Source organism: Mycobacterium sp. DL99, assembly GCF_004762045.1.
In the GTDB taxonomy this organism is placed as follows: domain Bacteria; phylum Actinomycetota; class Actinomycetes; order Mycobacteriales; family Mycobacteriaceae; genus Mycobacterium.
The window spans coordinates 1862731-1889489 of the sequence record NZ_SJOM01000007.1; the positions used below are offsets into that span (position 1 = coordinate 1862731).

29 protein-coding genes are annotated in these 26759 nt (G+C 67.1%); 20 read left to right on the forward strand and 9 right to left on the reverse strand.

What is annotated here, in order from left to right; translation table 11 throughout:
- Positions 1–89: 89 nt before the first annotated feature.
- From EYZ64_RS09390 to EYZ64_RS09440, 11 genes are all read left to right on the forward strand, one after another.
- Positions 90–1232, forward strand: coding sequence for a PucR family transcriptional regulator (locus EYZ64_RS09390; protein ID WP_135453196.1), 1143 nt, complete (start codon positions 90–92; stop codon positions 1230–1232).
- Between the two features lie 194 nt (positions 1233–1426).
- On the forward strand, positions 1427–1990 hold the full coding sequence (locus EYZ64_RS09395; RefSeq protein WP_135453197.1) for a nuclear transport factor 2 family protein: 564 nt from the start codon (positions 1427–1429) through the stop codon (positions 1988–1990).
- The gene (gene casI / locus EYZ64_RS09400; RefSeq protein WP_135453198.1) at positions 1983–3656 is read left to right on the forward strand and encodes a steroid-22-oyl-CoA synthetase; all 1674 of its coding nucleotides are present in this window, start codon (positions 1983–1985) and stop codon (positions 3654–3656) included. Before EYZ64_RS09395 ends, casI begins: the two co-directional genes overlap by 8 nt.
- A complete protein-coding gene (locus tag EYZ64_RS09405) occupies positions 3653–5212 on the forward strand; it encodes an FAD-binding protein (protein ID WP_135453199.1) in 1560 nt (519 codons plus the stop codon). The genes casI and EYZ64_RS09405 overlap by 4 nt, the downstream gene beginning before the upstream one ends.
- On the forward strand, positions 5205–6314 hold the full coding sequence (locus tag EYZ64_RS09410) for a 3-ketosteroid-9-alpha-monooxygenase, oxygenase component (RefSeq protein ID WP_135453200.1): 1110 nt from the start codon (positions 5205–5207) through the stop codon (positions 6312–6314). The genes EYZ64_RS09405 and EYZ64_RS09410 overlap by 8 nt, the downstream gene beginning before the upstream one ends.
- 31 nt (positions 6315–6345) lie before the next feature.
- Complete coding sequence (locus EYZ64_RS09415) at positions 6346–7155, forward strand: biotin--[acetyl-CoA-carboxylase] ligase (protein WP_135453201.1); 810 nt, start codon at positions 6346–6348, stop codon at positions 7153–7155.
- A 9-nt stretch (positions 7156–7164) separates the two neighbouring features.
- Entirely contained in the window at positions 7165–7683 is a 519-nt protein-coding gene (locus tag EYZ64_RS09420; protein WP_135453202.1) for a PH domain-containing protein, read from the forward strand.
- 54 nt (positions 7684–7737) lie between these two features.
- Positions 7738–8487: a glycosyltransferase family 2 protein gene (locus tag EYZ64_RS09425; RefSeq protein ID WP_135453203.1), complete on the forward strand. Its 750-nt coding sequence runs from the start codon at positions 7738–7740 to the stop codon at positions 8485–8487.
- Positions 8484–9437: an acyl-CoA dehydrogenase family protein gene (locus tag EYZ64_RS09430; protein WP_135453204.1), complete on the forward strand. Its 954-nt coding sequence runs from the start codon at positions 8484–8486 to the stop codon at positions 9435–9437. The genes EYZ64_RS09425 and EYZ64_RS09430 overlap by 4 nt, the downstream gene beginning before the upstream one ends.
- A complete protein-coding gene (locus tag EYZ64_RS09435) occupies positions 9434–10213 on the forward strand; it encodes a PIG-L deacetylase family protein (RefSeq protein WP_135453205.1) in 780 nt (259 codons plus the stop codon). The genes EYZ64_RS09430 and EYZ64_RS09435 overlap by 4 nt, the downstream gene beginning before the upstream one ends.
- Positions 10210–10848 carry an SAM-dependent methyltransferase gene (locus EYZ64_RS09440; RefSeq protein ID WP_135453206.1) on the forward strand — a complete coding sequence of 213 codons (639 nt, stop codon included), beginning with the start codon at positions 10210–10212 and terminating at the stop codon, positions 10846–10848. The genes EYZ64_RS09435 and EYZ64_RS09440 overlap by 4 nt, the downstream gene beginning before the upstream one ends.
- A 56-nt stretch (positions 10849–10904) precedes the next feature.
- On the opposite strand, the gene EYZ64_RS32005 is transcribed toward EYZ64_RS09440, so the two are convergent.
- Positions 10905–11060, reverse strand: a complete 156-nt coding sequence (locus tag EYZ64_RS32005; RefSeq protein WP_167857762.1) for a DUF6131 family protein — start codon at positions 11058–11060, stop codon at positions 10905–10907.
- 264 nt (positions 11061–11324) lie between these two features.
- On the opposite strand from EYZ64_RS32005, the gene EYZ64_RS09445 reads away from it, so the two are divergent.
- Together EYZ64_RS09445 and EYZ64_RS09450 are read left to right on the forward strand one after the other, a co-directional pair.
- Positions 11325–11498 (forward strand): CsbD family protein, encoded by a 174-nt coding sequence (locus tag EYZ64_RS09445; protein ID WP_135459913.1) that lies wholly within the window; start codon positions 11325–11327, stop codon positions 11496–11498.
- A 52-nt stretch (positions 11499–11550) separates the two neighbouring features.
- Complete coding sequence (locus tag EYZ64_RS09450) at positions 11551–12747, forward strand: AI-2E family transporter (protein WP_135453207.1); 1197 nt, start codon at positions 11551–11553, stop codon at positions 12745–12747.
- Between the two features lie 38 nt (positions 12748–12785).
- Here the strand turns inward: EYZ64_RS09450 and EYZ64_RS09455 are convergent, their stop codons facing one another.
- Positions 12786–13448: a GtrA family protein gene (locus tag EYZ64_RS09455; RefSeq protein WP_135453208.1), complete on the reverse strand. Its 663-nt coding sequence runs from the start codon at positions 13446–13448 to the stop codon at positions 12786–12788.
- Positions 13449–13520: 72 nt separating this feature from the next.
- Here EYZ64_RS09455 and EYZ64_RS09460 point away from each other — a divergent pair, with 72 nt between their 5' ends.
- Positions 13521–14771 carry a 5-(carboxyamino)imidazole ribonucleotide synthase gene (locus EYZ64_RS09460; protein ID WP_135453209.1) on the forward strand — a complete coding sequence of 417 codons (1251 nt, stop codon included), beginning with the start codon at positions 13521–13523 and terminating at the stop codon, positions 14769–14771.
- A complete protein-coding gene (gene purE, locus EYZ64_RS09465; protein WP_167857763.1) occupies positions 14758–15273 on the forward strand; it encodes a 5-(carboxyamino)imidazole ribonucleotide mutase in 516 nt (171 codons plus the stop codon). Before EYZ64_RS09460 ends, purE begins: the two co-directional genes overlap by 14 nt.
- A 33-nt stretch (positions 15274–15306) precedes the next feature.
- Here purE and EYZ64_RS09470 read toward each other — a convergent pair whose 3' ends face one another.
- A complete protein-coding gene (locus EYZ64_RS09470; protein ID WP_135453211.1) occupies positions 15307–15963 on the reverse strand; it encodes a TetR/AcrR family transcriptional regulator in 657 nt (218 codons plus the stop codon).
- Positions 15964–16098: 135 nt separating this feature from the next.
- Between EYZ64_RS09470 and EYZ64_RS09475 the strand changes: the two genes are divergently transcribed.
- Entirely contained in the window at positions 16099–17268 is a 1170-nt protein-coding gene (locus tag EYZ64_RS09475; protein ID WP_135453212.1) for an acyl-CoA dehydrogenase, read from the forward strand.
- An 89-nt stretch (positions 17269–17357) separates the two neighbouring features.
- On the opposite strand, the gene EYZ64_RS09480 is transcribed toward EYZ64_RS09475, so the two are convergent.
- On the reverse strand, positions 17358–18062 hold the full coding sequence (locus EYZ64_RS09480; protein WP_135453213.1) for a TIGR03089 family protein: 705 nt from the start codon (positions 18060–18062) through the stop codon (positions 17358–17360).
- A 25-nt stretch (positions 18063–18087) separates the two neighbouring features.
- Positions 18088–19569: an LCP family protein gene (locus EYZ64_RS09485; RefSeq protein WP_167857764.1), complete on the reverse strand. Its 1482-nt coding sequence runs from the start codon at positions 19567–19569 to the stop codon at positions 18088–18090.
- Between the two features lie 66 nt (positions 19570–19635).
- Between EYZ64_RS09485 and rfbD the strand changes: the two genes are divergently transcribed.
- From rfbD to EYZ64_RS09505, 4 genes are all read left to right on the forward strand, one after another.
- On the forward strand, positions 19636–20520 hold the full coding sequence (gene rfbD, locus EYZ64_RS09490) for a dTDP-4-dehydrorhamnose reductase (RefSeq protein ID WP_135453214.1): 885 nt from the start codon (positions 19636–19638) through the stop codon (positions 20518–20520).
- Complete coding sequence (locus tag EYZ64_RS09495; protein ID WP_167857765.1) at positions 20517–21407, forward strand: glycosyltransferase family 2 protein; 891 nt, start codon at positions 20517–20519, stop codon at positions 21405–21407. Before rfbD ends, EYZ64_RS09495 begins: the two co-directional genes overlap by 4 nt.
- Complete coding sequence (manB, locus tag EYZ64_RS09500) at positions 21391–22488, forward strand: mannose-1-phosphate guanylyltransferase (RefSeq protein ID WP_502702947.1); 1098 nt, start codon at positions 21391–21393, stop codon at positions 22486–22488. The genes EYZ64_RS09495 and manB overlap by 17 nt, the downstream gene beginning before the upstream one ends.
- A 134-nt stretch (positions 22489–22622) precedes the next feature.
- Positions 22623–22958: a DUF732 domain-containing protein gene (locus EYZ64_RS09505; RefSeq protein WP_135453216.1), complete on the forward strand. Its 336-nt coding sequence runs from the start codon at positions 22623–22625 to the stop codon at positions 22956–22958.
- On the opposite strand, the gene EYZ64_RS09510 is transcribed toward EYZ64_RS09505, so the two are convergent.
- From EYZ64_RS09510 to cofD, 4 genes are read right to left on the reverse strand one after another with little or no spacing between them, the layout of a single operon-like run.
- Positions 22955–23791, reverse strand: coding sequence for an SDR family NAD(P)-dependent oxidoreductase (locus EYZ64_RS09510; RefSeq protein ID WP_135453217.1), 837 nt, complete (start codon positions 23789–23791; stop codon positions 22955–22957). The genes EYZ64_RS09505 and EYZ64_RS09510 overlap by 4 nt on opposite strands.
- Positions 23792–23800: 9 nt before the next feature.
- Positions 23801–24313, reverse strand: a complete 513-nt coding sequence (locus EYZ64_RS09515; protein WP_135459916.1) for an NUDIX hydrolase — start codon at positions 24311–24313, stop codon at positions 23801–23803.
- Between the two features lie 32 nt (positions 24314–24345).
- Complete coding sequence (locus EYZ64_RS09520; RefSeq protein ID WP_167858090.1) at positions 24346–25689, reverse strand: coenzyme F420-0:L-glutamate ligase; 1344 nt, start codon at positions 25687–25689, stop codon at positions 24346–24348.
- A gap of 8 nt (positions 25690–25697) precedes the next feature.
- The gene (cofD, locus tag EYZ64_RS09525) at positions 25698–26681 is read right to left on the reverse strand and encodes a 2-phospho-L-lactate transferase (protein WP_135453219.1); all 984 of its coding nucleotides are present in this window, start codon (positions 26679–26681) and stop codon (positions 25698–25700) included.
- Between the last annotated feature and the right edge of the window lie 78 nt (positions 26682–26759).

The window sequence follows — 26759 nt, forward strand, 5'->3', positions numbered from 1 at the left end:
AGAGAGGTGGACGTGGCGCGCGTCACTGCGGTGGGCGTTGTGTGCTGTGGCCTGCCGCCGCAGCGGGCCGTGGGCCTACGCTCTCGACCATGACCACCGGGCCGCTTGTGCTGTCCGAACTGGGCACCGATCCCGCATCGGTGCTGCGGCTCGTCGCGCAGTTCGACGCGCTGGAGGAGCAGGAGGCCAATGCCGACGCGGCCATACGGTTTGCCGCACTGATCGCCGGGTGCCCCGTGGGTGTCCGTTGGCCGGGCGGCACCGTCGTCCGTTATGACGCGTCCGGACACCTCGATCCGATCGAAGACGGGGCCGCGGGGGCATCGGATCAGCACGAGACGGTCGTCTGGGTGGAACGCGACGGATCCGGGCACCCGTTGGACGAGGTGCTGCTCGACCGGCTGCGACGACTGGTGGGCCGGGTCGCGGCGCGGACCGGGGTGAGCGGCACTCCGCATCTGGGTGATCCCGCGCTGCTCGAGGTCGTGCTGTCGGCCAAGGAACATCGCGAGGACCGTGCCCGGGCGATCCGGTTGTTGGGGCTCGACGAGACCAGGCCGACGTGCGTGCTGGCGGCATCGGGGCATTCGCCGCGGGAGACGGTGCGCCTCATCACCGGTGAACTGGCCGCGCCGACGGTGCGGTCGGCGGTGATCGGCAACGCGACGGCCATCGTGTGCCAGGGATCGTTCGACATGAGGGAGCTCTCGGATCGTCTGGAGCGCCTCATCGTCGAACAGTTTCCGGCCGTGGTGAACATCGGCACGGCGTCGGGCCCTTGGATCGGAATCGGATCGGTGGGCAGCGCATTCAGTGCCTCGACCTCATGGCACGAGGCCGTACGCGCACTGCGGTTCGCGTCGTCGACCGGATTCGGCAGGCGCGTGGTGGCCTATGAGCGGCTGAGCTCGCTGGAACTGCTGGCCGACCTTCCGATCGACCGGGTGCGACGTAATCGAGATGTGGCCCGTATCAACGAGATTGCGTCAACGCCTGCCGGGGATCTCGATGTGCAGACCACCGAGGCGTTCTTCGTCTACGGCTCGCTGCGGCGGACGGCCGCCGAAATGCACGTGCACCACAGCACGGTCGCGGCCCGGCTGGCGCGGGTGCAGGCCGCGATGGGGTGGTATTTCGAGGATCCCGTCGACCGCTTTCTGGGCACCCTGGTCCTCATGGTCCGGCGGATCGCGATCTCGTCGGCGGAACTGGCCGATGCGGACCTGCTCTAGTGGACGCATCGAAACTGAAGCCAGGGACAAATGTGGGCCCTTTTTTGTCCCTCAGTTCAGTCTCGGCGTCCGGTGCCCGCACCCGACCGACAACTGTCGGATGAATTGGCGAAATCGGCCGACGTATGGCGGGTGACGGGCATCACGGCATTGGCCAAGATTGCGATGCAGCCCAAACAAGCAAGGAGGCCGATATGGCCATCATCGATCCGACCAAGACCTGGGTCCCCGTGGAAGAACGTCTCGCCGTCACCACCAACGAGCGGCACCGTCAGGTGCTCAGCGTCGTTCTCGAGCACATGAAGGCCGAGGCCGAGCCCGATATGGAACGGCTCATGGCGACTCTGAGCCCCAATCCGGACTACCACTTCTGGTACGCCAATTCCGATATGGGCCCCAAGACCACTGAGGGGGTGCGCGCCTATTACGAGGCATTCATGGCCAGCGGCGCCAACCACCTCGTTTTCGAGATCGATCGCCTTGCCGTCGACGATGATCTGGTGATGACCGAAGGCTGGATGAAGATGATCTATCCGGGTGCGGCCGCCCAGGCGATCGGCGTCGAGGTGGACGATCCGGACGGCGACTACCTGCTGCTGTTCCGTCAGCTGATCAACTGGCCGATCGACGCCGACGGCCTGATCGTCGGTGAGGACGCCTACCAGACCGGCCCGGTCAGCGTGACCAGGCTGAGCCAGGAAGACTTGCCGCAGAAGTACATCGACCAGAAGCGCGCCGCCGCCGAAGCTCATGCCTGACCCAGTGCGTGACTCGATCGGCCAGATGCTGCTCGACCGGGTCGGCGATCAGCATCTCGGCCTGCGCACCCGCGACCGCGACTGGACCTGGGACGAAGTGGTCGCGGAGTCCGCCGCGCGCGGGGCGTACGCGACGGAGCTCCGCGGCTCATGCCCAATTGAAGGCCCCTTTCACATCGGCGTCCTGCTGGACAACGTGCCGGACTTCCTGTTCTGGTTGGGCGGTGCCGCACTCGTCGGCGCGACCATCGTGGGGATCAACCCGACCCGTGGCGCCGCTGAGATGGCGGCCGAAATCCGCCATGCCGATTGCCAATTGATCGTCACCGATACCGCAGGTGCCGAGCGACTGCGTGGCCTGGACCTCGGCCTGGAACCCGATCGGTTCCTCGTGGTCGACTCTCCCGGGTACCGCGAGGCGGTCGACGCGCTTCGGGTCACCCCGGCGTTGGCACCGGGCGTCGGCGAGGACTCGCGGATGCTGCTGCTGTTCACCTCGGGGACGACGGGTGCCTCCAAGGCCGTCATCTGCAGCCAGGGCCGGTTGGCCCGGATCGCCTACGCGGCCGCGGAGAAGTTCGGCCATGCGCGCGAAGACGTGGAGTACTGCTGCATGCCGCTGTTCCACGGCAACGCGATCATGGCGCTGTGGGCGCCGGCGCTGTCGGTGGGTGCGACGGTGTGTCTCACGCCCGCGTTCTCGGCCTCCGGATTCCTACCGGACGTGCGGTATTTCGGCGCGACGTTCTTCACCTACGTGGGCAAGGCGCTCGGCTACCTGATGGCCACCGCCGAACAACCCGACGATGCCGAGAACCCGTTGGTCCGCGGTTTCGGCACCGAGGCGTCGCCCGATGACCAGAACGAGTTCCGTCGTCGCTTCGGTGCCGAACTGTTCGAGGGCTACGGATCGAGCGAAGGTGGCGGGGCAGTGGTGCTCGCCCCCGACATGCCTGCCGGCGCGCTCGGCCGGCCCGCGCATCAAGGGGTGGCGATCGTCGACCCCGAATCGCTGAACGACTGTGTCCCAGCGGTTGTCGACGAGCACGGCCGCGTCCTCAACCCCGACGACGCCGTAGGGGAGATCGTCGACAAGTTCGGCACCCGCACGTTCGAGGGCTACTACAAGAACGACGAGGCCAACGCCGAACGCATCCGCAACGGCTGGTACTGGACAGGGGATCTCGGCTACCTCGACGAAGACGGGTTCATCTACTTCGCCGGCAGGCGCGGCGACTGGATCCGGGTGGACGGTGAGAACACCTCGGCGCTCAACATCGAGCGGGTCCTGCGCCGCCACCCGGAGGTGGTGGCAGCCGGTGTGTACGCGGTGCCCGATCCGCGTTCGGGCGATCAGGTGATGGCCGCGATCGAGGTGGCCGACCCCGACGACTTCGACGCCTCGACATTCGTGTCCTACCTGGCCGACCAGGATGACCTGGGAACCAAGGGAATTCCGCGGTTCCTGCGGGTGTCGAAGAACCTGCCGGTCACCGGGTCCAACAAGGTGCTCAAACGTGAACTGCAGCAGGAGCGCTGGCACACCGACGAGGTGGTGTACCGGTGGGCGGGACGCGGCATGCCCCGGTATCAGGCCATGGGCGACGATGACAAACAGTCGCTGGACGCAGAGTTCGCGCAGTACGGGAGGCAGCGTTACCTATGAAATGGGCCGACGAGTGTGACGTCCTGATCGCCGGGTCCGGCGGTGGCGGCGTGGCCGGCGCCTACACCGCAGCACGCGAGGGACTGTCGGTGATCCTGGTTGAGGCCAGCGATAAATTCGGTGGCACCACAGCGTATTCCGGTGGCGGCGGGGTGTGGTTCCCGTGCAACCCGGTGCTCAAGCGGGCCGGCACCGACGACACCATCGAGGACGCGCTCGAGTACTACCACGCCGTCGTCGGCGACCGGACCCCGCGGGAGCTGCAGGACACCTATGTCCGCGGCGGCGCCGGACTGATCGAATACCTCGAGGCCGATGACAATCTGAAGTTCGCGCCGATGCCGTGGCCCGACTATTTCGGCAAGGCGCCCAAGGCCAGGACCGACGGTCAACGCCACATCGCGGCCCGGCCCCTCAAGGTGGAGAAGGCCCCGCACCTGCGCGAGCTGGTGCGCGGCCCGCTCGATGCCGACCGCCTCGGCGCCGAGCAGCCCGATGACTACTTCATCGGCGGCCGGGCCCTGATCGCCCGGTTCCTGAAAGCCATTGAGCAGTACCCGAATGCGTCGCTTCGACTCAATGCCCCGCTGGTGGAGTTGGTCGTCGAGGATGGGACCGTGACCGGCGCGATCGTCGAAACCGACGGTGAGCGACAGGCCATCCGGGCCCGCCGCGGCGTGCTGCTCGCCGCCGGCGGTTTCGAAGGCAACGACGAACTGCGCCGTGAACACGGTGTACCGGGTGTCGCCCGCGACACCATGGGACCGCCGGCGAATGTGGGCCACGCGCATCGGGCCGCGATGGCCGTCGGCGCCGACGTCGACCTGATGGAGCAGGCCTGGTGGTCGCCGGGCCTGACGCATCCCGACGGACGCTCGGCGTTCGCGCTCTGGTTCACCGGCGGCATCTTCGTCGACCAGAACGGACAGCGCTTCGTCAACGAGTCGGCGGCCTACGACCGCATCGGCCGCGCGATCCTGCCGCGACTGGCCGACGGTTCGATGACGTTGCCGTACTGGATGATCTACGACGACCGGGAAGGCGAGGTTCCCCCGGTCAAGGCCACGAATGTCTCGATGGTCGACACCCAGCGCTACATCGACGCCGGGTTGTGGCACACCGCCGACACCCTCGAGGAGCTGGCCGCCAAGATCGGCGTCCCCGCCGCGAACCTGGCCGCCACCGTGGCGCGCTTCAACACCTTCGTCGCCGCCGGATCGGACGAGGATTTCGGCCGCGGCGACGAGGCGTACGACCGGGCCTTCTCCGGCGGCGCGTCACCGTTGGTCCCGATCGAGAAGGGGCCCTTCCACGCCGCCGCGTTCGGCATCTCCGATCTCGGCACCAAAGGCGGGTTGCGTACCGACATCGCGGCCCGGGTACTCGACACCGACGGTCAGGTCATCACCGGTCTGTATGCCGCGGGCAACACCATGGCCGCCCCCAGCGGCACGGCCTATCCGGGCGGCGGAAATCCGATCGGAACCAGCATGCTGTTCAGCCACCTGGCGGTCAAAGACATGCTAGGCAGGGACGTGGGAGGCTCTCATGAGTGACATCCGGGAAATCGACACCGGCGCGGAGATGACGCGGTTCGCCCGCGGCTGGCACTGCGTCGGGCTCGCTGAAACGTTCCGTGACGGGCAGCCGCACGGCATCGAAGCCTTCGGCACCAAGCTCGTCGTCTATGCCGACTCCGCCGGCGAACTGCATGTGCTCGATTCCTACTGCCGGCACATGGGCGGCGACCTGTCCATGGGATCAGTCAAGGACGACAACCTGGCCTGCCCGTTCCACGACTGGCGCTGGGGCGGCGACGGAAAGTGCAAGCTAGTGCCCTACGCGAAGCGCACCCCGCGGCTGGCGCGCACCCGCAAATGGGACACCCGTGAGGTCAACGGTCAGCTGCTGGTCTGGCACGACCCGGAAGGCTCGACCGGGTCCGCTGAGCTGATCCCGCCCACGATCGAGGGCTACGAGGACGGCATCTGGTCGCCGTGGCAATGGAATTCGATCCTGATCGAGGGGTCGCACTGCCGCGAGATCGTCGACAACAACGTCGACATGGCCCACTTCTTCTACATCCACCACGCCTACCCGACGTACTTCAAGAACGTCATCGAGGGCCACACCGCGAGCCAGTTCATGGAGTCCAAGCCGCGTCCGGACTACGCCACCAGGGAACTCTGGGACGGCACCTACCTGCGTTCGGAGGCAACGTATTTCGGCCCGGCGTACATGATCAACTGGCTGCACAACGATCTTGCCCCGGACTTCACCGTCGAGATCGCCCTGATCAACTGCCACTACCCGGTCACGCACAACTCTTTCGTGCTGCAGTGGGGTGTCGCGGTCCAGCAGAATCCCGCGCTGTCGGCGGACAAGGCCGAGAAGCTCGCAGCCACGATGAGCCGGACCTTCGGCGACGGCTTCATGGAGGACGTCGAGATCTGGAAGCACAAGGCCCGGATCGACAATCCGTTGCTGACCGAGGAGGACGGTCCGGTCTACCACCATCGCCGGTGGTATGAGCAGTTCTACGTCGACGTCGCCGATGTCACGCCCGACATGACCGATCGCTTCGAGCAAGAGGTCGACACCACGCACGCCAATGAACTCTGGCATCAGGAGGTTGCCGAGAATATGGCCAAGCGGTAGCCCGTCACCGATGCGAATAAGCTGACGGCCCATGGATGATCGTCAGCCGAACCGCCCACCGCTCGATGTCGCCGCCTTGCGGGGATCGTTGGGCGCGCCCTGGCACCGACTCGACATCGTCGACGAAACCGGATCCACCAACGCCGACCTGCTGGCACGCGCGGCCGCCGGTGAACAGATCGCCGGCGCGGTGTTGTTGGCCGAGTACCAGAACGCCGGGCGCGGCAGGCATGGCAGGCAGTGGTCGGCGCCGCCGCGGTCGCAGTTGGCGTTGTCGGTCGGGGTCGACGCGTCAGGGGCACCCGCGGATATCTGGGGATGGCTGCCTCTGGCCACCGGCGTCGCCGTCGTCGACGCCGTTGCCGAGGTCACGGGCGTGCGCGTCGGCCTGAAATGGCCGAACGACGTCCTGGTCGGCCCCGGTGGGGGAAAGCTGGCCGGCATCCTCGCAGAGGTGGCATCGCCGGCGCCGGTCGTCGTCGTCGGGCTCGGCCTGAACGTGACCATGACCTCGGACGAGGCCCCGGACCCGCGTGCCACCTCACTGTCGCAGCTCGGCGCGGGCACAGTGGACCGCAACCCGCTGGCTCAGGCGTTGCTCCGGCATCTGGCCGCCCGATTCGCCGGCTGGCGCAATTCCGATCCGAAGCTGGCCGCCGATTACCGCGCACGCAGTGTCACCATCGGCAGTAGGGTCCGCGCGATCCTGCCGGGGGACAACACGTTGGTGGGCACGGCTGTCGACGTCGACGAGCTCGGGCGGCTGATCATCGACACCGGGACCGAACGGGTCACGGTGTCGGCAGGCGACATCACGCACCTGCGCCCCGACGAGCCGTAGAGTGCTGCCGTGGGCTACCCGGAAAATGTGCTGGCCAACGACGAGCAGGTGGTGCTGCATCGGCATCCGCACTGGAAACGTCTGATCGGTGCGGTACTCGTCCTGATCCTGATCACCGCGGCAGCTGCGTTCGTCGCCGCCGTGGTCAACACCATGGACTGGCAGGCAACGGCCAAGAACGTACTGTTCATCGTGATCGGCGCGATCTGGCTCATCGTGGTCGGCTGGCTGACGGTCTGGCCGTTCCTGAACTGGTTGACCACGCACTTCGTCATCACCGACCGGCGGGTGATGTTCCGGCACGGCCTACTGACCCGCTCGGGCATCGACATCCCGCTCGCACGGATCAACAGCGTCGAGTTCCGCCATGGGCTGACCGACCGGATGTTGCGCACCGGCACCCTGATTATCGAATCGGCGTCGCAGGATCCCCTGGAATTCCACGACATTCCGCGCGTGGAACAGGTGCATTCACTGCTGTATCACGAAGTCTTCGACACCCTGGGGTCCGAAGAGTCACCGAGCTGACGCGCCCTCGCGCGGCCGGGTGTGAAACCCGGCGAAAATGGCTACCTATCAGCCATGACCGCACGGGTGAACCAATTGGCGACCGCTTTCGATCAGGCAATCGTCGTTATTCCGGCCCACAACGAAGCCGCGCTTTTGCCCCGCTGCCTGCGTGCGGTGACCACCGCCGCGGCCTGTTGCCCGATGCCGGTGCTGACCGTCGTCGTCCTTGATTCCTGTGACGACGGCAGCAAAGAGCTGGCGGGCGAGTTCGGTCACGACCTCCACTTCGTCAGCGTGGAGGCGGGCAACGTCGGCGCGAGTCGGGCCGCCGGTTTCGCCTATGCACATGCGCTGTGCAACCACGTCGAAGACCCCCGCGCCTGGTACGCCACGACCGACGCCGACAGCCAGGTGGACCCCGACTGGCTGCTGCGTCAGACCGCGTCGGCGGCCGCCATGGTGCTGGGCGTCGTGCGGGTGGCGGACTGGCGGCATCACCCCGCGGCGTTGGTCCGGCGCTACGTGCATTCCTACGAGTCGAGAGTGCGGGGCACCAAGTGGCACAGCCACATCCATGGCGCGAATATGGGTTTTCGTGCCGACGCATACTGGGCACTCGGGGGCTTCCGGCCTCTGGCCACCGGCGAGGACGTCGAATTGGTCGAAAGGTTCGAGACCGCCGGCTACCGGATAGAACGGGACTCGACCCTGTCGGTGACCACGTCAGCGCGCCGAAACGGCCGGGCGCCCGGCGGCTTCGCCGGTTACCTCCGTGATGTGTCGCGGTCGGTATTTCGTTCGGCCGAAAGGGGTTCCGCATGACGGCCGGTTTGGTTCGGAGCTGGCTGGAGTCAGGCCGTTTGGACCTGCCGCTGCCGGGTTCCGGTGCGACGGAGCGGCGTTGGCAACGGCTTGCGGAGCTGACGGAGATCGACGTCGTCGCCGGACGACTCGCGGAGGCTCACGTCGATGCCGTCGCGATCCTCGACGAGCTGGGTGCGAAACCGCCTGCGGCAGGCGAGCTGTGGGCGGTGTGGGCTGCCGAAGATCCGGACGCGGTGCTCAATGCGCACATCGCCGGAGACGGTGAAACAGACACGGTGAAGCTGTCGGGCACCAAAGCGTGGTGCTCGGGGGCGGGCCTCTGCACACACGCGTTGGTGACGGCCCGCCGCGACGACGGCCGACGCGCGCTGTACGCGGTGACGACGAGCAGCGAAGGGGTGAGCCCGTTGCCCAGCACCTGGAGGAATCCCGGCATGGCGGCCAGCGACACCCGCTCGGTCCAATTCAGCGACGCGCGTGCGGTGCCCGTCGGTAATCCCGGCGACTATCTGGATCGCCCCGGCTTCTGGCACGGTGCAATCGGTGTCGCGGCGTGTTGGGTCGGTGCTGCCCGCGCGGTCGCCGCGCCCCTATACGAACGCGTCGCCCGCGGAGCTGCTGATACCCACGTGCTGGCCCACCTCGGGGCTGTCGACGCCGCGATCGCTGCAGCCGAAGCGATGCTGGTCGCGGCGGCCGAGGCGACCGATGCTGACCCTTTCGACCGGTCCGGGTCCGCTCAGTTACTGGCCCGGCGAACCCGCGCCGTCGCCGAAACCGCTGTGGATGAGGCGATTACCCGCACTGGCCGCGCACTCGGGCCCGCGCCGCTGTGCCAGGATGCCCAGCACGCACGTCGCGTCGCGGATCTGACGATCTATGTGCGGCAGAGCCACGCTGAGCGTGACCTCGCCGCGCTCGGGAAGCTGGCGGGGGCGCGCCGATGACAGCCGCAGAGCCCGCTGAACAGTGCGGCAATGCCGCGAGGTTCGGGTCAAGGCCGCTGAGCTGTGGTGGCACCCCGGGTCACGCCTGGACGACCTGGGACCGCTCCTTCAGGGAGCTGGACCTCGCGACATGCCCTGCCCTGGTGGTGGTCGCACCGCATCCCGACGACGAGACCCTTGGCTTCGGGGCGACGATGGCGCTGCTGGCGGAGCGGGGTATCGATGTACGGGTGGTGTCCGTCAGTGACGGCGGGGCCGCCCATGAGGATCTCAGCCCATTCGACCGTATCCGGCTGGAGCGCACCAGAAGCACCGAGGTGAGAAAGGCCGCAAGGATTCTCGGGGTGGGGGAGCCGGTCAGCCTCGCACTGCCCGACGGTGAACTCACCGGCCACCAAGACTCACTTGCCGATCTGCTGACCGGGATACTCGAGGCGTGCCCGCCGGGCACCTGGTGTGCAACGACGTGGCGCGGTGACGGGCACCCCGATCACGAGGCGGTTGGACGGGCTGCTGCCACGGCCGTGCACCGCACCGCGGCGGTTCTGTTGGAGTACCCGGTCTGGATGTGGCACTGGGCCACGCCCGGTGACTCCGCAGTGTCGTGGGATCGGGCACTCATGGTGCCGTTGACGGCCTCCGCCGTGGGGCGTAAACAAGCTGCGGCGCAATGCTTTCGCAGCCAGTTCCTCCCGCAGGCACCGGGCGCGGGCCCGGTGCTGCCGCCGTTCGTGCTGCCTCGGCTGCTCGCGGTCGGGGAGATGGTGTTCCGATGACGGAGCGCCTGCCCGATTCGTACTTCGACCGCATGTACGCGACCTCGGCGGACCCGTGGCGACTGGCCACCCGCTGGTATGAGCAACGCAAGTACGCGATCACGCTGGCGATGCTGCCGCAGCGGCGCTATCGGCATGCCTTCGAGCCGGGTTGCTCGATCGGCACTCTCACGGCGTTGCTCGCCGAGCGCTGCGATCACGTCACCGCGATGGATGTGGCGGGAGCCGCCCTGGACATCGCCGATGTGCGACTGCGGGCCGATGGCGGCCGGGACGGGATGCGGGATCGTGTCACCCTGTCGCGAGGCTCGCTCGACGGTCATTGGCCGCCAGGACCTTTCGACCTGTTGGTGCTCTCGGAAGTGGCGTACTACCTGGAGGAGGAGTCGCTGGCCGGGCTGCTCCGCCGCGAGTGTCCGCAGTTGGCCCGAGGTGCAACCGTGATAGCGGCACACTGGCGTCACGAGGTGGCTGACTATCCGCTCACCGGTGATCAGGCCAACAGGGTCATCGCGGCGACGCCGGGGCTCATCTCGATCGGCAGCTACCGCGACCGCGATGTCGTCATCGAGGTCTTCGATACCCATAGCGCAGCATCTGTCGCCGAGCGCGACGGTGTGCCGGGTGCCGGTTGACCAAGGCGAATGAGCTTGTTCCCCAATGTACTTGGGTATGCCGCCCGGGTGGCGGTCTAGTAGTAATGACTGCGGCCGCCGACGGCATGTCCCGCCCTTCCCATGACCATCAGCACCAGGCCGATGATCAGGAGGACGACCCCGATGGTCCACAGCAGAGAGATTTTCAGCAGAAATCCTGCGATGAGAAGGATGACTCCGAGAACGATCATGGTGTTCACCTGGTTTCGATGTAGATGGAAGAGGCCGGGCAAGATCAATTCGTCGTCGCCAGCAGCTCAACTTTGTGTGGCCCTGATATACCCGCATTGACCAGTCGCGAAACCGCGATGGTCATCGCCGATCTCCCGAGGGTGTGGTTAGACATTGCCGGGATGGGTATCCCGTGGTGGCAGCGTGACGAATATCGTTCGCACGCTGCGCCATTCCGTGTCGCGAATCCGCGGCATGGCCAGCGCAACAATCGGGAGAAACACATGAGCGCCGTCGACAAGGCTAAGAACAAGGTCGAAGAGTTGGCTGGGAAGGCCAAAGAGAAGGTCGGGGAGGCAACCGGCGACAGGGAAACCCAGGCCGAGGGCCATAAGGATCAGGCCAAGGGCAACCTCAAGCAGGCCGGCGAGAAGGTCAAGGACGCCTTCAAGAACTGACGGGAATGATGCGGGACTGAGCGCGCACTTCGCCAAGGTGCTGGAGGTTCCGATGCTTGAACCTGAAAGCGATTCGCCGTCAACGGCTGTGGGGCCGACGGCGCACAACAATGCCGTCGGGCAACCCCACACCGAGGCCGAGGGTCAGGCGATCGTCGCCGCAGAGCAAGACGCGGCGCGGATCAGCTCACCCGCCCATCCGTTGGGTGAGGCTGGTCCCAGGTTCAATCGCAAGTCACCATTCATGATCGGCATGGTCGCCGCGGCAGGGGTGGCCATCACCTACGGCGGGATCCAGTTGCTGATCACCGCCCGCGGGGTTCTGGTCCTCATCGTCATCGCCGCATTTCTCGCGATCGGTCTCGAACCTGCCGTGTCCTGGTTGGTGCGACACCGTATTCCTCGCTGGGCAGCTGTGGCCCTGGTCTTTCTGGTGGCCTTCGGCATGCTTGCGGGGTTTCTGGCTGCCGCGATTCCGCCGATGGTTGCCCAGGGCACCGCACTCGTCCACAACAGCCCGGACTATTTGCACCACCTCCAGCAGCGTTACCCCGCCATCGACCAGCTCAACAGTCGATTCCACCTCCAGGACAAGCTCCAGGAGGCGCTCGGTGGCGGAAACGTTCCCAACGTCGTCGGCGGGATCGTCGGTGCCGGGGAGTTCGTGTTCAGCGCCGTCAGCGGAGCCATGATCGTGCTGGTCCTCACCGCCTACTTCCTCGCCAACTTCGCCCGGATCCGCGCGTCGCTCTATCGGCTGGCACCCAATTCCCGGCGTCCCCGCACGATCCTGATCGGTGATGAGATTCTCGCCAAGGTAGGCGGATATGTACTGGGAAACATCCTGATCTCGGTGATCACCGCAGTCCTCACCTTCATCTGGCTGATCGCCTTTGGGGTGCCCTACCCGCTGCTGCTCGCCGTGCTGGTCGCGGTGCTGGACCTGATCCCGATTGTCGGATCGACGATCGCCGGCATCGTCGTCGCACTGGTGGCTTTGACGGTGTCGGTGCCCGTTTCACTCGCCACAGTCGTGTTCTTCGTTGCGCTGCGACTGGTCGAGGACTACCTGCTGGTGCCACGGATCATCGGGCGGACCGTGCAGGTGCCGCCCTTGGTGACCGTCGTCGCTGTCCTGCTCGGTGCGGCGTTGCTCGGAATCGTCGGTGCACTACTGGCAATTCCGATCGCCGCGGCCATCTTGCTGCTGGCGCGGGAGACACTCTTCCCGCAGCTCGACCGCCGATGAACCGGCGCATCGATTCGTTTGGGGTCACCCCCGCGGTATCACGAAGTCTTCGACACCCTGGGGTCCGAAGAGTCACCGAGCTGACGCGCCTTCGCGCGGCGACTCGGCCGGCGCAGCGGCGTCACGGTGGCGGACTTGTGTTCGGCATGATCCTCGAACGCCTCGGCGAATCCGCCGCCGGTGAGCGTGGATTCCAGCGCCAGGTCGGGCTTGTCGACGAACTCGTCGGGGAACACCCAGCGGCGGAATGCCCAGAACCGGAACGCCATCTGCAGCAGGTTGCCCACGATGTAGGCCGAGATGAAGTCGGCGATGTTCTCCACTGTCAGCGACACCTCGGGAACCCGAAGGCCCAGGACGTAGCTGGAGAAGTACAGCGGCAGCATCGACAGCAGCACACCCACGCCACTGAACGCGAAGAACAGCAGGGCCTCGTGGTGGCGCTCGCGGCCGCCGCGGTTCTGGAAGCTCCATTCCCGATTGAGGATGTAGGACGCGATGACCGCGACGACGCCGGCGATGATCTTGGCGGTCACCGGCTTGGGTTCAAGAACCGTGAGCTTGAGGGTGAAGAAGATCGCCGAATCGATGACAAACGTCGTCGCGCCGACGATCGCGAACTTGATCAGTTCGTGATGCCGCTCGGCATAGGGACGGACGAATCGCGGCAATCGAGCGATTGTCGCATCGGCGAAGGACACAGCTAGGCAGTGTACGTAAATGCGCCGTTCGATGCCGCATCGCTGCGGATGCCGGACTTTAACCGCAGGTCAATGCACCGGTCACGACGAGGACATGAATCCGCGCATGACACCATAGAGGGCGTGCCGACAACTCCCAAGAATCCACCTGTGGTGGCGATGATCGGCGGTGGCCAGCTCGCGAGGATGACGCACCAGGCGGCCATCGCGCTCGGGCAGACCCTGCGGGTGCTGTCCGCCGGGCCGGACGAATCCGCCGCGCAGGTCACTCCCGACGTCGTCATCGGCTCCCACACCGACCTGGATGCGCTGCGCCGGGCGGCGGACGGGGCGACGGCAATAACGTTCGACCACGAGCACGTGCCGACCGAACACCTGGAGACGCTCGTGGCCGAAGGGGTCACGGTCAACCCGCCGCCGCAGGCGCTGGTGCATGCCCAGGACAAGCTGCTCATGCGGCGCAAGCTGCAGAGCCTGGGTGCCCCGGTGCCGCGCTTCGCCGAGATCACCTCGGTCGCCGACGTCGAGGAATTCGTGCGGCAGATCGACGGTCCGGTGGTGATCAAGACCGTGCGCGGCGGGTATGACGGCAAGGGCGTGGTGATGGCCGACGACCTGGCTGCCGCGCGCGAGGTGGTGGCCGGTTACCTGGCCGACGGGGTGGCCGTGCTGGCTGAGGAGCGCGTCGCGATGCGCCGGGAACTCGCCGCGCTGGTGGCCCGCTCGCCGTTCGGGCAGGGTGCGGCCTGGCCGGTGGTGGAAACCGTGCAGCGCGACGGCGTCTGCGTCGAGGTGTACGCCCCGGCGCCCGGCCTGTCCGACGAACTCGGTTCGGCCGCAGAGGAACTCGGCCTACGGGTGGCGAACGAGCTGGGCGTGGTCGGGGTGCTCGCGGTGGAGTTGTTCGAGACGGTCGACGGCACGCTGCTGGTCAACGAGCTGGCCATGCGTCCGCACAATTCCGGGCACTGGACCATGGACGGCGCGGTCACCAGCCAGTTCGAGCAGCATCTGCGGGCGGTCCTGGACTACCCGCTGGGCGACACCTCGGCGATCGCGCCCGCTGCGGTGATGGCCAACGTGCTCGGGGCGCCGCAGACGCCGACGATGTCGATGGACGAGCGGATGCACCACCTCTTCGCGCGGATGCCCGACGCGAAGGTGCACCTGTACGGCAAGGGCGAACGGGCCGGCCGCAAGCTCGGGCACGTCAACATCATCGGCACGGACATGGACGAACTTCGTGAGCGTGCGGTGCGGGCAGCGCACTGGTTGTCACACGGCGAGTGGACTGACGGATGGGATGAACATGCCGGAAAGTAATGGCCCCAGGGTCGGACTCATCATGGGCAGCGACAGCGACTGGTCGGTGATGTCCGACGCGGCCACCGCGCTCGCCGAGTTCGAGGTGCCGTTCGAGGTCGGTGTGGTGTCCGCACACCGCACCCCGCAACGGATGCTCGACTACGCCACGACCGCGGCGGACCGGGGTGTCGAGGTGATCATCGCCGGAGCGGGAGGAGCCGCACATCTGCCCGGCATGGTGGCGTCTGCAACACCGCTCCCCGTGATCGGAGTTCCGGTGCCACTGGCCCGCCTCGACGGCATGGACTCCTTGCTGTCCATCGTGCAGATGCCGGCCGGAGTGCCGGTGGCCACGGTTTCCATTGGCGGAGCACGTAATGCGGGCCTGCTGGCCGTGCGGATCCTCGGTTCGTCCGATACCGCGCTGCGGGACCGGATGGTGAAATTCCAGGCAGACCTGGAAACCATGGTGTTGGCCAAGGACGCCGCACTGCGCGATCGCCTGTTGGGCGAAGGCTGAACGAAGCGCGCGGGTAACAGCCCGCGCGTGCAGTCAATCTCCGATCAGCCCGCGAATGCGGGGGGTCAGGGACTCGATCGGTTCATCGGTCGACATCACCACAACCGCGGTGCGGCCGGCGCCGCCCCGGTAGATCGGCCATGTCGCGGCCAGCGCTTCGGCCAGGTCCGACCGCGGGTTGGCCGAGTCGCCGCGCAGCCATCGGCGCAGAACATGGTTGTGCGCAGCGACCACGGCGTTCGCGAATAGCTCGGCGCGCAGGTCCGCCGTCCAATCCGCGGTCTGCGCGGTCCGCAGGTGTTTGGTGAACAGCCGGACATAGCGCGACACCACGGCCGTTTCGAAGTCGCGCAGGGCAGGTACCGAGCGGGTGAGCCGATAGCGCGTACGGGCGCGCTCGCCCTCGGCGAGATAGTTCTCGAAGACCGACGTTGTTGCCACCGCGATGACTTCGGCGGGGAGCGATTCGGCAGGCGCCGTCGACAACCTCTCGTCGGCGCGGCGCAGCAACGCCTCGTGGTCGGGAAAGATCAACGCCTCTTTCGATCCGAACTGACGAAACGCGGTGGTGCGTCCCACCCCCGCCCGTGTCGCGATGTCATCGACGCTGGTGGCCTCGTACCCACGTTCCTCGAACAGGTCGAATGCCGCGCTCACCAGGCGCTCCCGGGTGCTTGGCAGGTCGGGCATGAGTGCACCTTTCATGGTACTGAGTGCCGATGCTATGGTACTGGGTACCAAAAGTAGCAGGACGATGTACTCGATGTGCAGTCCGCGCAACGATTGATCCAACAGAGCCGAGAGCTGAAAGCTAGGGAGAAGATCATGGCCGGCTGGGGCGGTAACCCATCTTTCGATTTGTTTCAGTTGCCTGAAGAGCACCAGGAGCTTCGGGCGGCGATCCGGGCGCTGGCGGAGAAGGAAATCGCCCCGCACGCTGCCGACGTCGACGAGAATGCGCGCTTCCCGGAGGAGGCCCTGCAGGCGCTGAACGCCTCGGGTTTCAGCGCGGTTCACGTGCCCGAGGAGTACGGCGGTCAGGGCGCCGATTCGGTCGCGGCCTGCATCGTGATCGAGGAAGTGGCCCGGGTGGACTGCTCGGCGTCGCTGATCCCCGCCGTCAACAAGCTGGGCACGATGGGCCTGATCCTGCGCGGCTCCGACGAGCTGAAGAAGCAGGTGCTGCCGTCGCTCGCCTCCGGTGAGGCGATGGCCTCCTACGCGCTGTCCGAGCGCGAGGCCGGTAGCGACGCGGCGGGCATGCGTACCCGCGCCAAGGCCGACGGTGATGACTGGATCCTCAACGGCACCAAGTGCTGGATCACCAACGGCGGCAAGTCGACCTGGTACACCGTGATGGCCGTGACCGATCCGGAGAAGGGTGCCAACGGCATCTCGGCGTTCGTCGTGCACAAGGACGACGAGGGCTTCAGCGTCGGCCCCAAGGAGCGCAAGCTCGGCATCAAGGGCAGCCCGACCACCGAGCTGTACTTCGAGAACTGCCGCATCCCGGGCGACCGGATCATCGGCGAGCCGGGCACCGGTTTCAAGACCGCACTGGCGACCCTGGATCACACCCGCCCGACGATCGGTGCGCAGGCCGTGGGTATCGCCCAGGGCGCGCTGGACGCGGCGATCGCTTACACCAAGGACCGCAAGCAGTTCGGTACCGCCATCGCCGATTTCCAGGCCGTGCAGTTCATGCTGGCCGATATGGCGATGAAGCTGGAGGCCGCGCGCCTCATGGTTTACCACGCTGCCGCGCGCGCCGAGCGTGGCGAGACCAACCTCGGGTTCATCTCCGCGGCGAGCAAGTGCTTCGCCTCCGACGTGGCCATGGAGGTCACCACCGATGCGGTGCAGCTGTTCGGCGGCGCCGGCTACACCGTGGACTTCCCGGTCGAGCGGATGATGCGTGACGCCAAGATCACCCAGATCTACGAGGGCACCAACCAGATTCAGCGCGTGGTCATGAGCCGCGCCCTGCTCAAGTAATCCAACACCGCCCAGTGGCCAGTTAACGCACACTTTCGCCGAAAGGCCGTGCAATAACTGGCCATTGGGCATTTGGTCGGCGAAAGAAGCTAGCCGCGGGTGACCTTCTCCGTCGTGCGACGCCGTTCCTGTGCGCCCGCATCGGGATTGGCCACCTGCACGAGTGACGCCCCGGCGGCGAAGACCGCGACCAGATTCGCGATCAGCTCATCCGGGGTGGCCCACGATGCGGTGGACAGCACCCGGTCGCGGTCGGTGAAACCCTGTGTGGCCGCGGCATTCCGGGCCGCGTCCAGTACCTCGGCGACCGTTTTTCCGGCCAGGGCCGGACCGGGAACGCGCTCGGGCACGATCTGGTCGCCGTGCACGCGCACCGCGGTGGCGTAGTCGGTCACCCCGATGGGCAGATCCGGGGCGGGCTTGCCGAACGGGTCGAGCGACAGCACCGCGACCTCGCCACCGGAGACCGCGTCGTCGGCGTCATCGAGTAGATCCCGGGTGCACAGCGCCATGTCGGCTTCGCCGTCGAGCACGACTTCACCTCCGATCCACCAGATCCCGAACAACACCGCTGCGGTCTGCCAGTGCGCGGGCAGAAGCACCGCCACCCGCGTGCCCGGGCCGGCCCCCATCTCGTCGCGCAACAGGTTGGCGGTCTTGGCGGCCCAGTTGGCCATGGTTACCGTCGACAGCTCGATCCGTTCACCGGTGGCGTCGTCGTAATAGGTGATCCGTGGCCCCGCCGGATCCGCTGCCAACAACGGATCCAGCACCGCGGCGCTGACTGTGCTCATAACCCCTGGTTTTACTCGAGGACGATCAGTTCACGCACTTGGGATCGTCCGAACCCGCGTTGAGGATCGGCGACGGCGGTGGTGGCGGGCTCTGTTCGCCGGTGTCGCTGTAGGTGTCAGTGGCCGCGGCCGGATCCACGATGCCCGCGGACGGATCCATGCCATCGGAGCCGGGTCCGGTGTAATCCGCTGCGAGCACCACCCGCACCGCGCCCGGCGGCAACGACGAATCCTCGTTCACCGGCAACCCACCGAGATCCTTCGACACCGCCTGGGCACCGAGATCGTCGGCCTTGGCGGCCAGCACCTGGCTGGACGCGGGCGCGACACCTTCGTGATTGCCGGTCGCGCCCGGAACGAATCCCTTGTTGCTCAGCACCTGTGACACCGCGGCGGCCAGGCCGTTGATGTCGGTGCCGTTGACCACCTCGACAGTGGTGCTGTCCGGCGAGTAGCTGAGTTGTTCGGTCTTGCCCGCGTCCTGATCCTGCAAGAGGCCCGACACCCACTGGCGGACATCGGCGGGATCCACCCGGACCACGCTCTGCATGCCGTCGTCGCTCCAGCCGTCCTCACGCAGGATCGGGATGGTGGCGAACGCCACGCTGCCGCCCGCCAGCTTCTGCAGCTGTTCGACGAAATCCATGATGTCCCAGCCGTCTGAGATCACCATCGACCGCTGCACGGCTTCCTTCAACCGGCTCAGCGTGCCCGGGCTGGACAGCGTCTTGCTGGAGATCACATCGTGGGCCAGCGACGCCATCACCGACTGCTGCCGGGTCACCCGGTCGAGGTCGCCGCGCGGCAGATCATGGCGCTGGCGGACGAAGCTCAGCGCCTGCGGGCCGTCGAGCTTCTGCCAGCCGGCGGGAAAATCGGCGCCCGAAAGCGGTTCGTAGACAGCATCTTTGAGGCAGACGTTGACGCCGCCCAGGGCGTCGGTGATCAATGCGAAGCCGAGCAGCCCGATTTCGGCGTAATGGTCAACGGTGACGCCGGTCAACGAGGCGACCGTCTTGATCAGCTCCTCGCGGCCGGCCTCGGTGGCCTTGGGCTCGGCGACGGCCGGATCTTCACCCTCGACCTCGACGAGTTGCTTCATCCGGTCGAGCTTGACGTCGCCGAACACGCCGTTGATCTTCATCTTTCCCCAGCCCGGCGCTTCGACATACGAATCGCGCGGGATGGAGATGGCGGTGGCCGACTTCCCGTTGTTCGGAATACGCACCAGGATGATGGTGTCGGTGTTGGTCGAGACGTCGTCTCCGGCGCGCAGCGTCTGCAGCTCCTCGGCCGACAGCGGGTTGCCGTGTGCATCGGTACGGCTGTCCATACCGACCAGCAGGATGTCGATGGCGCCGTCGTCGCCGCCCCCGCCGAGCGCCGCCGAGCTGATGTGGTTGATGCCGGATTCGAACGAGCGGATCTGGGTCCAGGCCACCCCCGTTCCGAGCACCACGGCCGACGCCGTGGCGACAGCGATGGAGCGAAGCAGGGGGATAGGCACCTGCCCAGGCTACTTGCGGCGCAGGCGTGAGCCGGGTAACGGCGACCGGCGTGCCAGACTCGGCGCATGGCGCAACGGATTGTGATCACCGGGGCCGGCGGCATGGTCGGCCGGGTATTGGCTGATCAGGGACGCGGCGAGGGTCGTGACGTGCTGGCCCTGACCTCTGCCGAATGTGACATCACCAACGTTGACACGGTGCGAGGGTTCGTCGAGCCCGGCGATGTGGTGATCAACTGCGCGGCATACACGCAGGTGGATACCGCCGAGACCGACCAGGTCAGGGCCTACGCCGTCAACGCCACCGGTCCGGGCAACCTCGCCACGGTGTGTGCACAGGCAGGCGCTGACATGGTGCACATCTCCACGGATTACGTGTTCGGCGCGTCCGCGCAGCGTCGCACCCCGTATGAGGTGGACGACCAGACCGGACCGGTCAACGTCTACGGCCAGACCAAACTGGCCGGGGAACACGCGGTGCTGGCCGCCAAACCCGATGCCTACGTCGTCCGCACCGCCTGGGTGTACCGCGGGGGCGACGGAGCCGACTTCGTGGCGACCATGCGCCGGCTGGCGGCCGGGGACGGCCCGGTCGATGTGGTCGCCGACCAGATCGGGTCGCCCACCTACACCGGTGACCTGGTCGCGGCGTTGCTGCAGATCGCCGACGGTGGTGTGCGGCCCGGCGTGCTGCACGCCGCCAACGCCGGACCGGCCAGCCGGTTCGACCAGGCGCGGGAGACCTTCGCGGCCGTCGGTGCCGATCCGCAGCGGGTCCGGCCGGTCGACAGCAGCCGCCACCCGCGGCCCGCGCTGCGGCCGGCCTACACGGTGTTGTCCGCGCTCCGGTCCGCCGAGGCGGGCCTGACCCCGCTGCGGGATTGGCGGGAAGCCCTGGTGGCCGCGGTTGGAAAAGAGTGCCCGTCCGGCCCGCTACCCTCTACGCCGTGACTGAGGATGCGGCCCGCCCGCTCGTGGTGGTGACGGTGACGTACTCGCCGGGCCCGCACCTGGACCGTTTCCTGGCCTCGCTTGCGTTGGCCACCGATCGGCCGGTGACCGTCATCATGGCCGACAACGGCTCGACCGACGGTGCACCCGAGCAGGCCGAAAAGCGTTACCCGAACGTGCGCCTGCTCCGTACCGGCAGCAACCTGGGTTACGGCCGCGCGGTCAACCGCGGCGCCGAGGAGATATCGGATGCGGAGTGCTCGGAATTTTTTATCGTCGCCAACCCGGACGTGCAGTGGGGGCCCCACTCGATCGATCTGCTGCTCGACGCGGCCCGGCGCTGGCCGCAGGCCGGGGCACTCGGGCCGTTGGTCCGTGACCCCGACGGCTCGGTCTACCCGTCGGCGCGGCACCAGCCCAGCCTGGTTCGCGGCGGCATGCATGCCGTGGTCGGCCCGTTCTGGAAGTCGAATCCGTGGACGGCGGCCTACCGCCAGGACCGCCAGGATCCCACTGAGCGCGAAGTCGGTTGGCTTTCCGGTTCGTGCCTGTTGATGCGCCGGGCGGCCTTCGACGCCGTCGGCGGGTTCGACGAGCGCTACTTCATGTATATGGAGGACGTCGACCTCGGTGACCGGATCGCCCGGGCCGGGTGGCAGAACGTCTATGTGCCGTCGGCCGAGGTGCTGCACGACAAGGGCCACTCCACCGGCCGTGACCCGGCGCGCAACTTGGCCGCCCACCACCGCAGTACCTACACTTTTTTGGCTGATCGGTATCCGGCGCCCTGGCAGGCGCCGTTACGGTGGACGATTCGGGGCGCGCTGGCAGCACGTGCGGGCCTGGTGGTCGGTAGTTCGCGACGTAAACATGCGAAAGGGCACTGACGTGATCAATCCCGCGGAGGTGGACGCTGTCGTCCTCGTCGGTGGACGAGGCACCCGGCTTCGGCCCCTGACGCTCTCGGCGCCCAAGCCGATGCTGCCGACGGCCGGAGTTCCGTTCCTCACCCATCTGCTGGCGCGGATCTCCGCGGCCGGGATCAATCATGTGGTGATGGGCACCTCGTACAAGGCCGAGGTTTTCGAGGAGGCGTTCGGTGATGGCTCCGATCTCGGGCTCGAGATCGAATACGTCACCGAGACAGAGGCTCTCGGCACCGGTGGTGGCATCGCCAACGTGGCGGACAAGCTGCGCTACGACACGGCCATGGTGTTCAACGGTGACGTGCTGTCGGCGGCCGACCTCGGTGCGCTGCTGGAGTCACATGACACCCACCAGGCCGACCTCACGCTGCATCTGGTGCGCGTCAGTGACCCCCGTGCGTTCGGTTGTGTGCCCACCGATGCCGACGGCCGCGTGACGGCATTCCTGGAGAAGACCCAGGATCCGCCGACCGACCAGATCAACGCCGGCTGCTATGTGTTCAAAAAGCATGTCATCGACCAGATCCCGAAGGGCCGGCCGGTATCGGTCGAACGTGAGGTGTTCCCGGGCCTTCTCGCCGACGGGCTGAAGGTGTGCGGGTACGTCGACACCTCCTACTGGCGCGATATGGGCACACCCGAGGATTTCGTGCGCGGATCGGCCGATCTGGTCCGTGGCATCGCGCCTTCGCCGGCGCTCAACGGCCAGCGCGGTGAGTCCCTGGTCCATGAAGGTGCGGCGGTCGCTCCCGGCGCCTTGTTGATCGGCGGCACCGTGGTGGGCCGCGGAGCCGAGATCGGTGCAGGCGCACGGCTCGACGGCGCGGTGATCTTCGATGGTGTGCGCGTGGAAGCCGGTGCGGTGATTGAACGTTCGATCATCGGCTTCGGCGCCCGCATCGGCCCGCGGGCACTGATCCGCGACGGCGTGATCGGCGACGGGGCCGACATCGGTGCCCGCTGCGAACTGTTGCGCGGTGCCAGGGTGTGGCCCGGGGTGAACATCCCGGACGGCGGCATCCGGTACTCCACCGACGTCTGAACTGCGCCGAAACTACGCTTTCTGACAAGAATTGGCGGCACCGCATCCCAGGCCGTCGTCTCGGCGTTGACACAAGAAGTGTATTTGCCGACCTCTGCCGCGCCTTAAGATTCGATGGGCGAAAGGGGAGGGCCATGTTGAACGGACTGGGACGTAAGGCGGTGGCGCCGCTCGCGGTGGCGTTGGTGCTCGGAGGGGTTTTCGGAGCCACCGCGCCGGAGGCGGCGGCCTGGCCGATACCGCTGACCGGTGAAGACAACGCTTATCTCAAGGCCACACGAGGTGTCTTTCCCGGCGATGACGACCAGTTGCTGCTGGTGGGCCGGGAGATGTGCCGTCTGCTCTACACCGGTCAGCCCGCATCTGCGGTGATCGACCAGATGGCAGGACAGTACGCGGCCACGCCGGAGCAGGCCGCGGTTGCGTTGCGTGCCGCCCGCCGGGCGTACTGCACGCAGGCGCCCGGTTAGACGCCGACCATCTCCGCGCTGCGGTCCCAGAGCTGTTGTGCCAGAACAGGATCGTTGGCCTGCTTGTTCGGCCGACCGGGCTTGCGCCGGGCGTAGTACTGTCCGGACGTCCAGTCGGAGCCCGGGGTCGACGTGGCCAGCCATACCAACTGATCTGCCCCCTTGTCCGGGCTGACTAGGAGGAGCTTCTTCAGCGGTGTGCGGTAGAGCAGTTCCAAGGCCGGGTTGTTGGCCTCCGCGCCGAAGTTCGAGGCCACCGAGCCCGGGTGGAACGCCGCCGTGCAGATCCCGGCAGAGTGGTAGCGGCGGTGCAGTTCCTTGGTGAACAGGATGTTGGCCAGCTTCGCGTCGCCGTAGGCCTTCTGCGCCTTGAAACCGCGTTCGTGGTTCAGGTCGGTGATGTCTATGTGGCCGAACAGCCGGTTACCCACGCTGGAGGTGTTGATCACCGATGCCTTGGCGTCGATCAGGCGATCCAGCAGCAGGGTGGTCAGCAGGAACGGGGCCAGGTGGTTGACCTGGAAGGTCTTCTCGAAGCCGTCGACGGTCGCCTGCCGGGTGCCGCTCATGATGCCGCCGGCGTTGTTGGCCAGCACGTCGATGCGCGGATACCGATCCACCAACTGGGCGGCCAGATCGCGGACCTGGCTGAGTTCGGCGAAGTCGGCAACGAGGTAGTCGGCGCCGAGCGCGCCGGCCACCGCCGCAGTCTTGCCGGGTGACCGGCCCACCACCACGACGTTGTCGCCACGCCGGCTCAACTGGCGGGCGGCCGCGGCACCGACGCCGTCGCTGGCGCCGGTGATGACGATGGTCCTGCGCTCCGGGTTCACCGGCCCAGACTAGACCGTTCCGGTGACAGAGTCGGTGAGTTGTTGAAGGCCGAAGTCGGTGCTCTCCGGCAGCGCATCCAACGGCCACCAGCGCAGGTCCAGAGACTCGTCGCTGCAGGCGATCTCGGCCCCTTCCGGTGCCCGCACCACGAACTGCATGTCGAGGTGGCGGGTCGGCACGCCCAGCGAGCAGGTCACCGGATGCACGTGTAGCGCGGCCAACTGCGGGTCGATGGTCAGCCCGGTGATGCCGGACTCCTCGGTGGCCTCGCGCAGTGCGGCGGAGCGAATGTCGGAATCTGTTTCCTCACAGTGCCCGCCGAGCTGCAACCAGCGGCCGAAGCGGGGATGCAAGGTGAGCAACGTCTGGGTTCCGGTGTGATCGACCACCAGTGCCGAGGCGGTGATGTGGCCGGGTACGCACGCGCGCAGGCAGGCATCGGGCCGGGCGGCCAGAAACGACAGCACCGCGTACCGCAGGGTGTCCTGGCCGGGATCGGCTGTCTGCCAATGCGTCAGCATCTCGACGGCGGAGGCGTGCAGGCTTTCGGCGCTCACTTCACGACCAGCAGGCCGTCGGTGGGCACCGGGTCGCGCGGCGGTTGCGGATCGGCGGCGTGACCGATCGCGATGGCGCCCAACGGCTCCCAGTCCGCAGGCAGATCGAGCTCGGCACGCACCAGGTCACCGGCGAAGATGGTCGAGCCGATCCAGCAGCTGCCCACGTCGCGTACCGCCAGCGCCACCAGCAGGGCCTGCACCGCCGCACCCACGGCGACGGTGAACATCGTGTGCTCGGCCTGGGTGCGGGCCTCGTCGGGATAGCTGTGGGCGCCGTCGGGAACCAGGAACGGAATCACCAGTTCCGGGGCGTCGTACAGGATCTGACCGCGGTTCACGCGGCGCTCGACGGACTCCGGGTCCCGGCCGTCCCCGGTGAGATCGGCCCGCCACCGGTCCTTCATCCGGTCCAGCAGCCGGGTCCGCACGGCACCGTCCTGCACCCAGACGAAGCGCACCGGGCGGGTGTGATGCGGGGCGGGCGCGGTGAGTGCCTCGCTGACGGCGGCTTCGATGAGTGCGTGGTCGACCGGTTCGTCGGAGAACGTGCGCACTGAGCGACGCAGTAGCTGAGCTTGGTTGCGCCCCATCTCGATTGCCTCGGCGGTACCGAGCCAGAACAAATCGTCCTCGCCGGACCGCAGCAGCGTGCGGGCGTTCGATCCGTCGTCGGTCAGCTCCAGCCCACGCACCACCGCGACGGGGATCGCAGTGAGCTTGCCCTTCACCAGATCGGCTGCCGCAGCGATCTCGTCGGCCACCGCCACCTCGGTGACCAGAAGTTCGTTACCGTGCCGATCGCGTGCGCCCGCATAACCGTGCAGCACGGTGAGCCCGGATGCGCCGATGGCGAAATCGGCCTGGCCGTTGCGCCAGGCGCGGCCCATGGTGTCGGTGATCACGACGGCGACGGTGACGCCGAGTCGCTCACGCAGGTTTTCGCGAAGCGCCTGTGCGCTGCCGTCGGGATCGACCGGCAGCAGGGCCAACTCGTTCGAGTCGACATTGGAGCCGTCGACTCCGGCGGCGGCCTGGACCAGTCCGATGGCGTTCTCGGTGATCAGGGTCCGGCCCTTGCGTGCCAGCACGCGGACCGCCTCGGCGTCGATGAGCTTGCGCCGCAGGGTGTCCCGCTCGTCTGGGTCGGAAGGGGCGGTGACGATGCGGCCTTCACACTTGGACACGATCTTGCTGGTGATGACCAGCACGTCCCCGTCACGCAGCCACGGCGTCGCCTCGGCGAGGGCAGCGGCCAGATCATCCCCGGGTCGGAACTCGGGAAGCCCTGGCACCGGCAGAATCTCGACCCGGTCGGCAGACCCGTGCTCGGTGTTCACCCCGGTGGTCACAGCGCAACGCCTGCCACATCCAGACCGGCCCGCACCATCTCTGCGGTGGTCGGCGGGTCGGTCATCAGCAGCGGTACCGCGCGCACAGCCACGCCCTCGATCTCGGCGTCATCGCCCTCGTGTACCAGCCAGCCGTCCAGGATCCCGGTGCCCGACCGGGCGCCGAAGTGCTGGCCGACGGCCTGCGAGGTGGATTCCACGCCGATGATGGACAGACACTCATCTGCCATGCCGCGCAACGGTTTTCCGTCGATGATGGGGGAGTAGCCGACCACGGGTGCCTTCGTCGAACGCAGCGCGCCGCGGACACCGGGGATCTGCAGGATCGGCCCGATGCTCACGACGGGATTCGACGGTGCCAGCAACACCACGTCGGCCTCGGTGATCGCGTCGGTGACGCCCGGCGCGGCGGTTGCCTGTTCTGCACCGACGAACGCGAAGCTGTGTGAGGGCACCTGTGCGCGGTAGCGCACCCACCACTCCTGGAAGTGGATCGCCCGTCGTTCGCCGTCTTCGGGGTCGGTGATCACCACGTGGGTCTCGCTGCGGTCGTCGGTGACCGGCAACAGCCGCGCACCCGGTGACCAGCGCTTGCACAGCGCCTCGGTGACCTGCGACAGCGGGTAGCCGGCGCGCAGCATCTGGGTGCGGACCAGATGGGTGGCCAGGTCCCGGTCGCCCAGGCCGAACCAGTCAGGTTGCACGCCGTACGCGGCAAGTTCTTCCTTGGCGTGCCAGGTCTCATCCTTGTGACCCCAGCCGCGCTCGGGATCGATGCCCCCACCCAGGGTGTACATACAGGTGTCGAGGTCCGGGCAGATCCGGACGCCGTGCATCCACGCGTCGTCGCCCACGTTCACGATCGCGGTGAGTTCATGCTTGCTGTCGCTCCCGGCGAACTGGCCGAGGCCCAACAGGTGCTGTACCCCCAGCAAAAACCGGGCGCCTCCGACGCCGCCGACCAGAACGGTGATCTTCACAACGTCCGACCCTAAGCTCTGAGGGCGCGCGGATGGAAACGACGTCGTCACGGGCAGGACACGCCGATGTCGCGACGC

Bases quoted from the DNA above. Each gene is read 5' to 3' on its own strand.
- rfbD (WP_135453214.1), top strand. From the start codon at position 19,636: ATGGCGCAACGGATTGTGATCACCGGGGCCGGCGGCATGGTCGGCCGG.
- purE (WP_167857763.1), top strand. From the start codon at position 14,758: ATGCCGGAAAGTAATGGCCCCAGGGTCGGACTCATCATGGGCAGCGAC.
- EYZ64_RS09480 (WP_135453213.1), bottom strand. From the start codon at position 18,062: ATGAGCACAGTCAGCGCCGCGGTGCTGGATCCGTTGTTGGCAGCGGAT.
- EYZ64_RS09425 (WP_135453203.1), top strand. From the start codon at position 7,738: ATGACCGCACGGGTGAACCAATTGGCGACCGCTTTCGATCAGGCAATC.
- EYZ64_RS09390 (WP_135453196.1), top strand. From the start codon at position 90: ATGACCACCGGGCCGCTTGTGCTGTCCGAACTGGGCACCGATCCCGCA.
- EYZ64_RS09410 (WP_135453200.1), top strand. From the start codon at position 5,205: ATGAGTGACATCCGGGAAATCGACACCGGCGCGGAGATGACGCGGTTC.
- EYZ64_RS09435 (WP_135453205.1), top strand. From the start codon at position 9,434: ATGACAGCCGCAGAGCCCGCTGAACAGTGCGGCAATGCCGCGAGGTTC.
- casI (WP_135453198.1), top strand. From the start codon at position 1,983: ATGCCTGACCCAGTGCGTGACTCGATCGGCCAGATGCTGCTCGACCGG.
- EYZ64_RS09440 (WP_135453206.1), top strand. From the start codon at position 10,210: ATGACGGAGCGCCTGCCCGATTCGTACTTCGACCGCATGTACGCGACC.
- EYZ64_RS09430 (WP_135453204.1), top strand. From the start codon at position 8,484: ATGACGGCCGGTTTGGTTCGGAGCTGGCTGGAGTCAGGCCGTTTGGAC.
- EYZ64_RS09515 (WP_135459916.1), bottom strand. From the start codon at position 24,313: ATGCTGACGCATTGGCAGACAGCCGATCCCGGCCAGGACACCCTGCGG.
- EYZ64_RS09505 (WP_135453216.1), top strand. From the start codon at position 22,623: ATGTTGAACGGACTGGGACGTAAGGCGGTGGCGCCGCTCGCGGTGGCG.
- EYZ64_RS09395 (WP_135453197.1), top strand. From the start codon at position 1,427: ATGGCCATCATCGATCCGACCAAGACCTGGGTCCCCGTGGAAGAACGT.
- EYZ64_RS09475 (WP_135453212.1), top strand. From the start codon at position 16,099: ATGGCCGGCTGGGGCGGTAACCCATCTTTCGATTTGTTTCAGTTGCCT.
- EYZ64_RS09405 (WP_135453199.1), top strand. From the start codon at position 3,653: ATGAAATGGGCCGACGAGTGTGACGTCCTGATCGCCGGGTCCGGCGGT.
- EYZ64_RS09470 (WP_135453211.1), bottom strand. From the start codon at position 15,963: ATGCCCGACCTGCCAAGCACCCGGGAGCGCCTGGTGAGCGCGGCATTC.
- EYZ64_RS09450 (WP_135453207.1), top strand. From the start codon at position 11,551: ATGCTTGAACCTGAAAGCGATTCGCCGTCAACGGCTGTGGGGCCGACG.
- manB (WP_502702947.1), top strand. From the start codon at position 21,391: ATGCGAAAGGGCACTGACGTGATCAATCCCGCGGAGGTGGACGCTGTC.
- EYZ64_RS09415 (WP_135453201.1), top strand. From the start codon at position 6,346: ATGGATGATCGTCAGCCGAACCGCCCACCGCTCGATGTCGCCGCCTTG.
- EYZ64_RS32005 (WP_167857762.1), bottom strand. From the start codon at position 11,060: ATGATCGTTCTCGGAGTCATCCTTCTCATCGCAGGATTTCTGCTGAAA.
- EYZ64_RS09460 (WP_135453209.1), top strand. From the start codon at position 13,521: ATGCACCGGTCACGACGAGGACATGAATCCGCGCATGACACCATAGAG.
- EYZ64_RS09445 (WP_135459913.1), top strand. From the start codon at position 11,325: ATGAGCGCCGTCGACAAGGCTAAGAACAAGGTCGAAGAGTTGGCTGGG.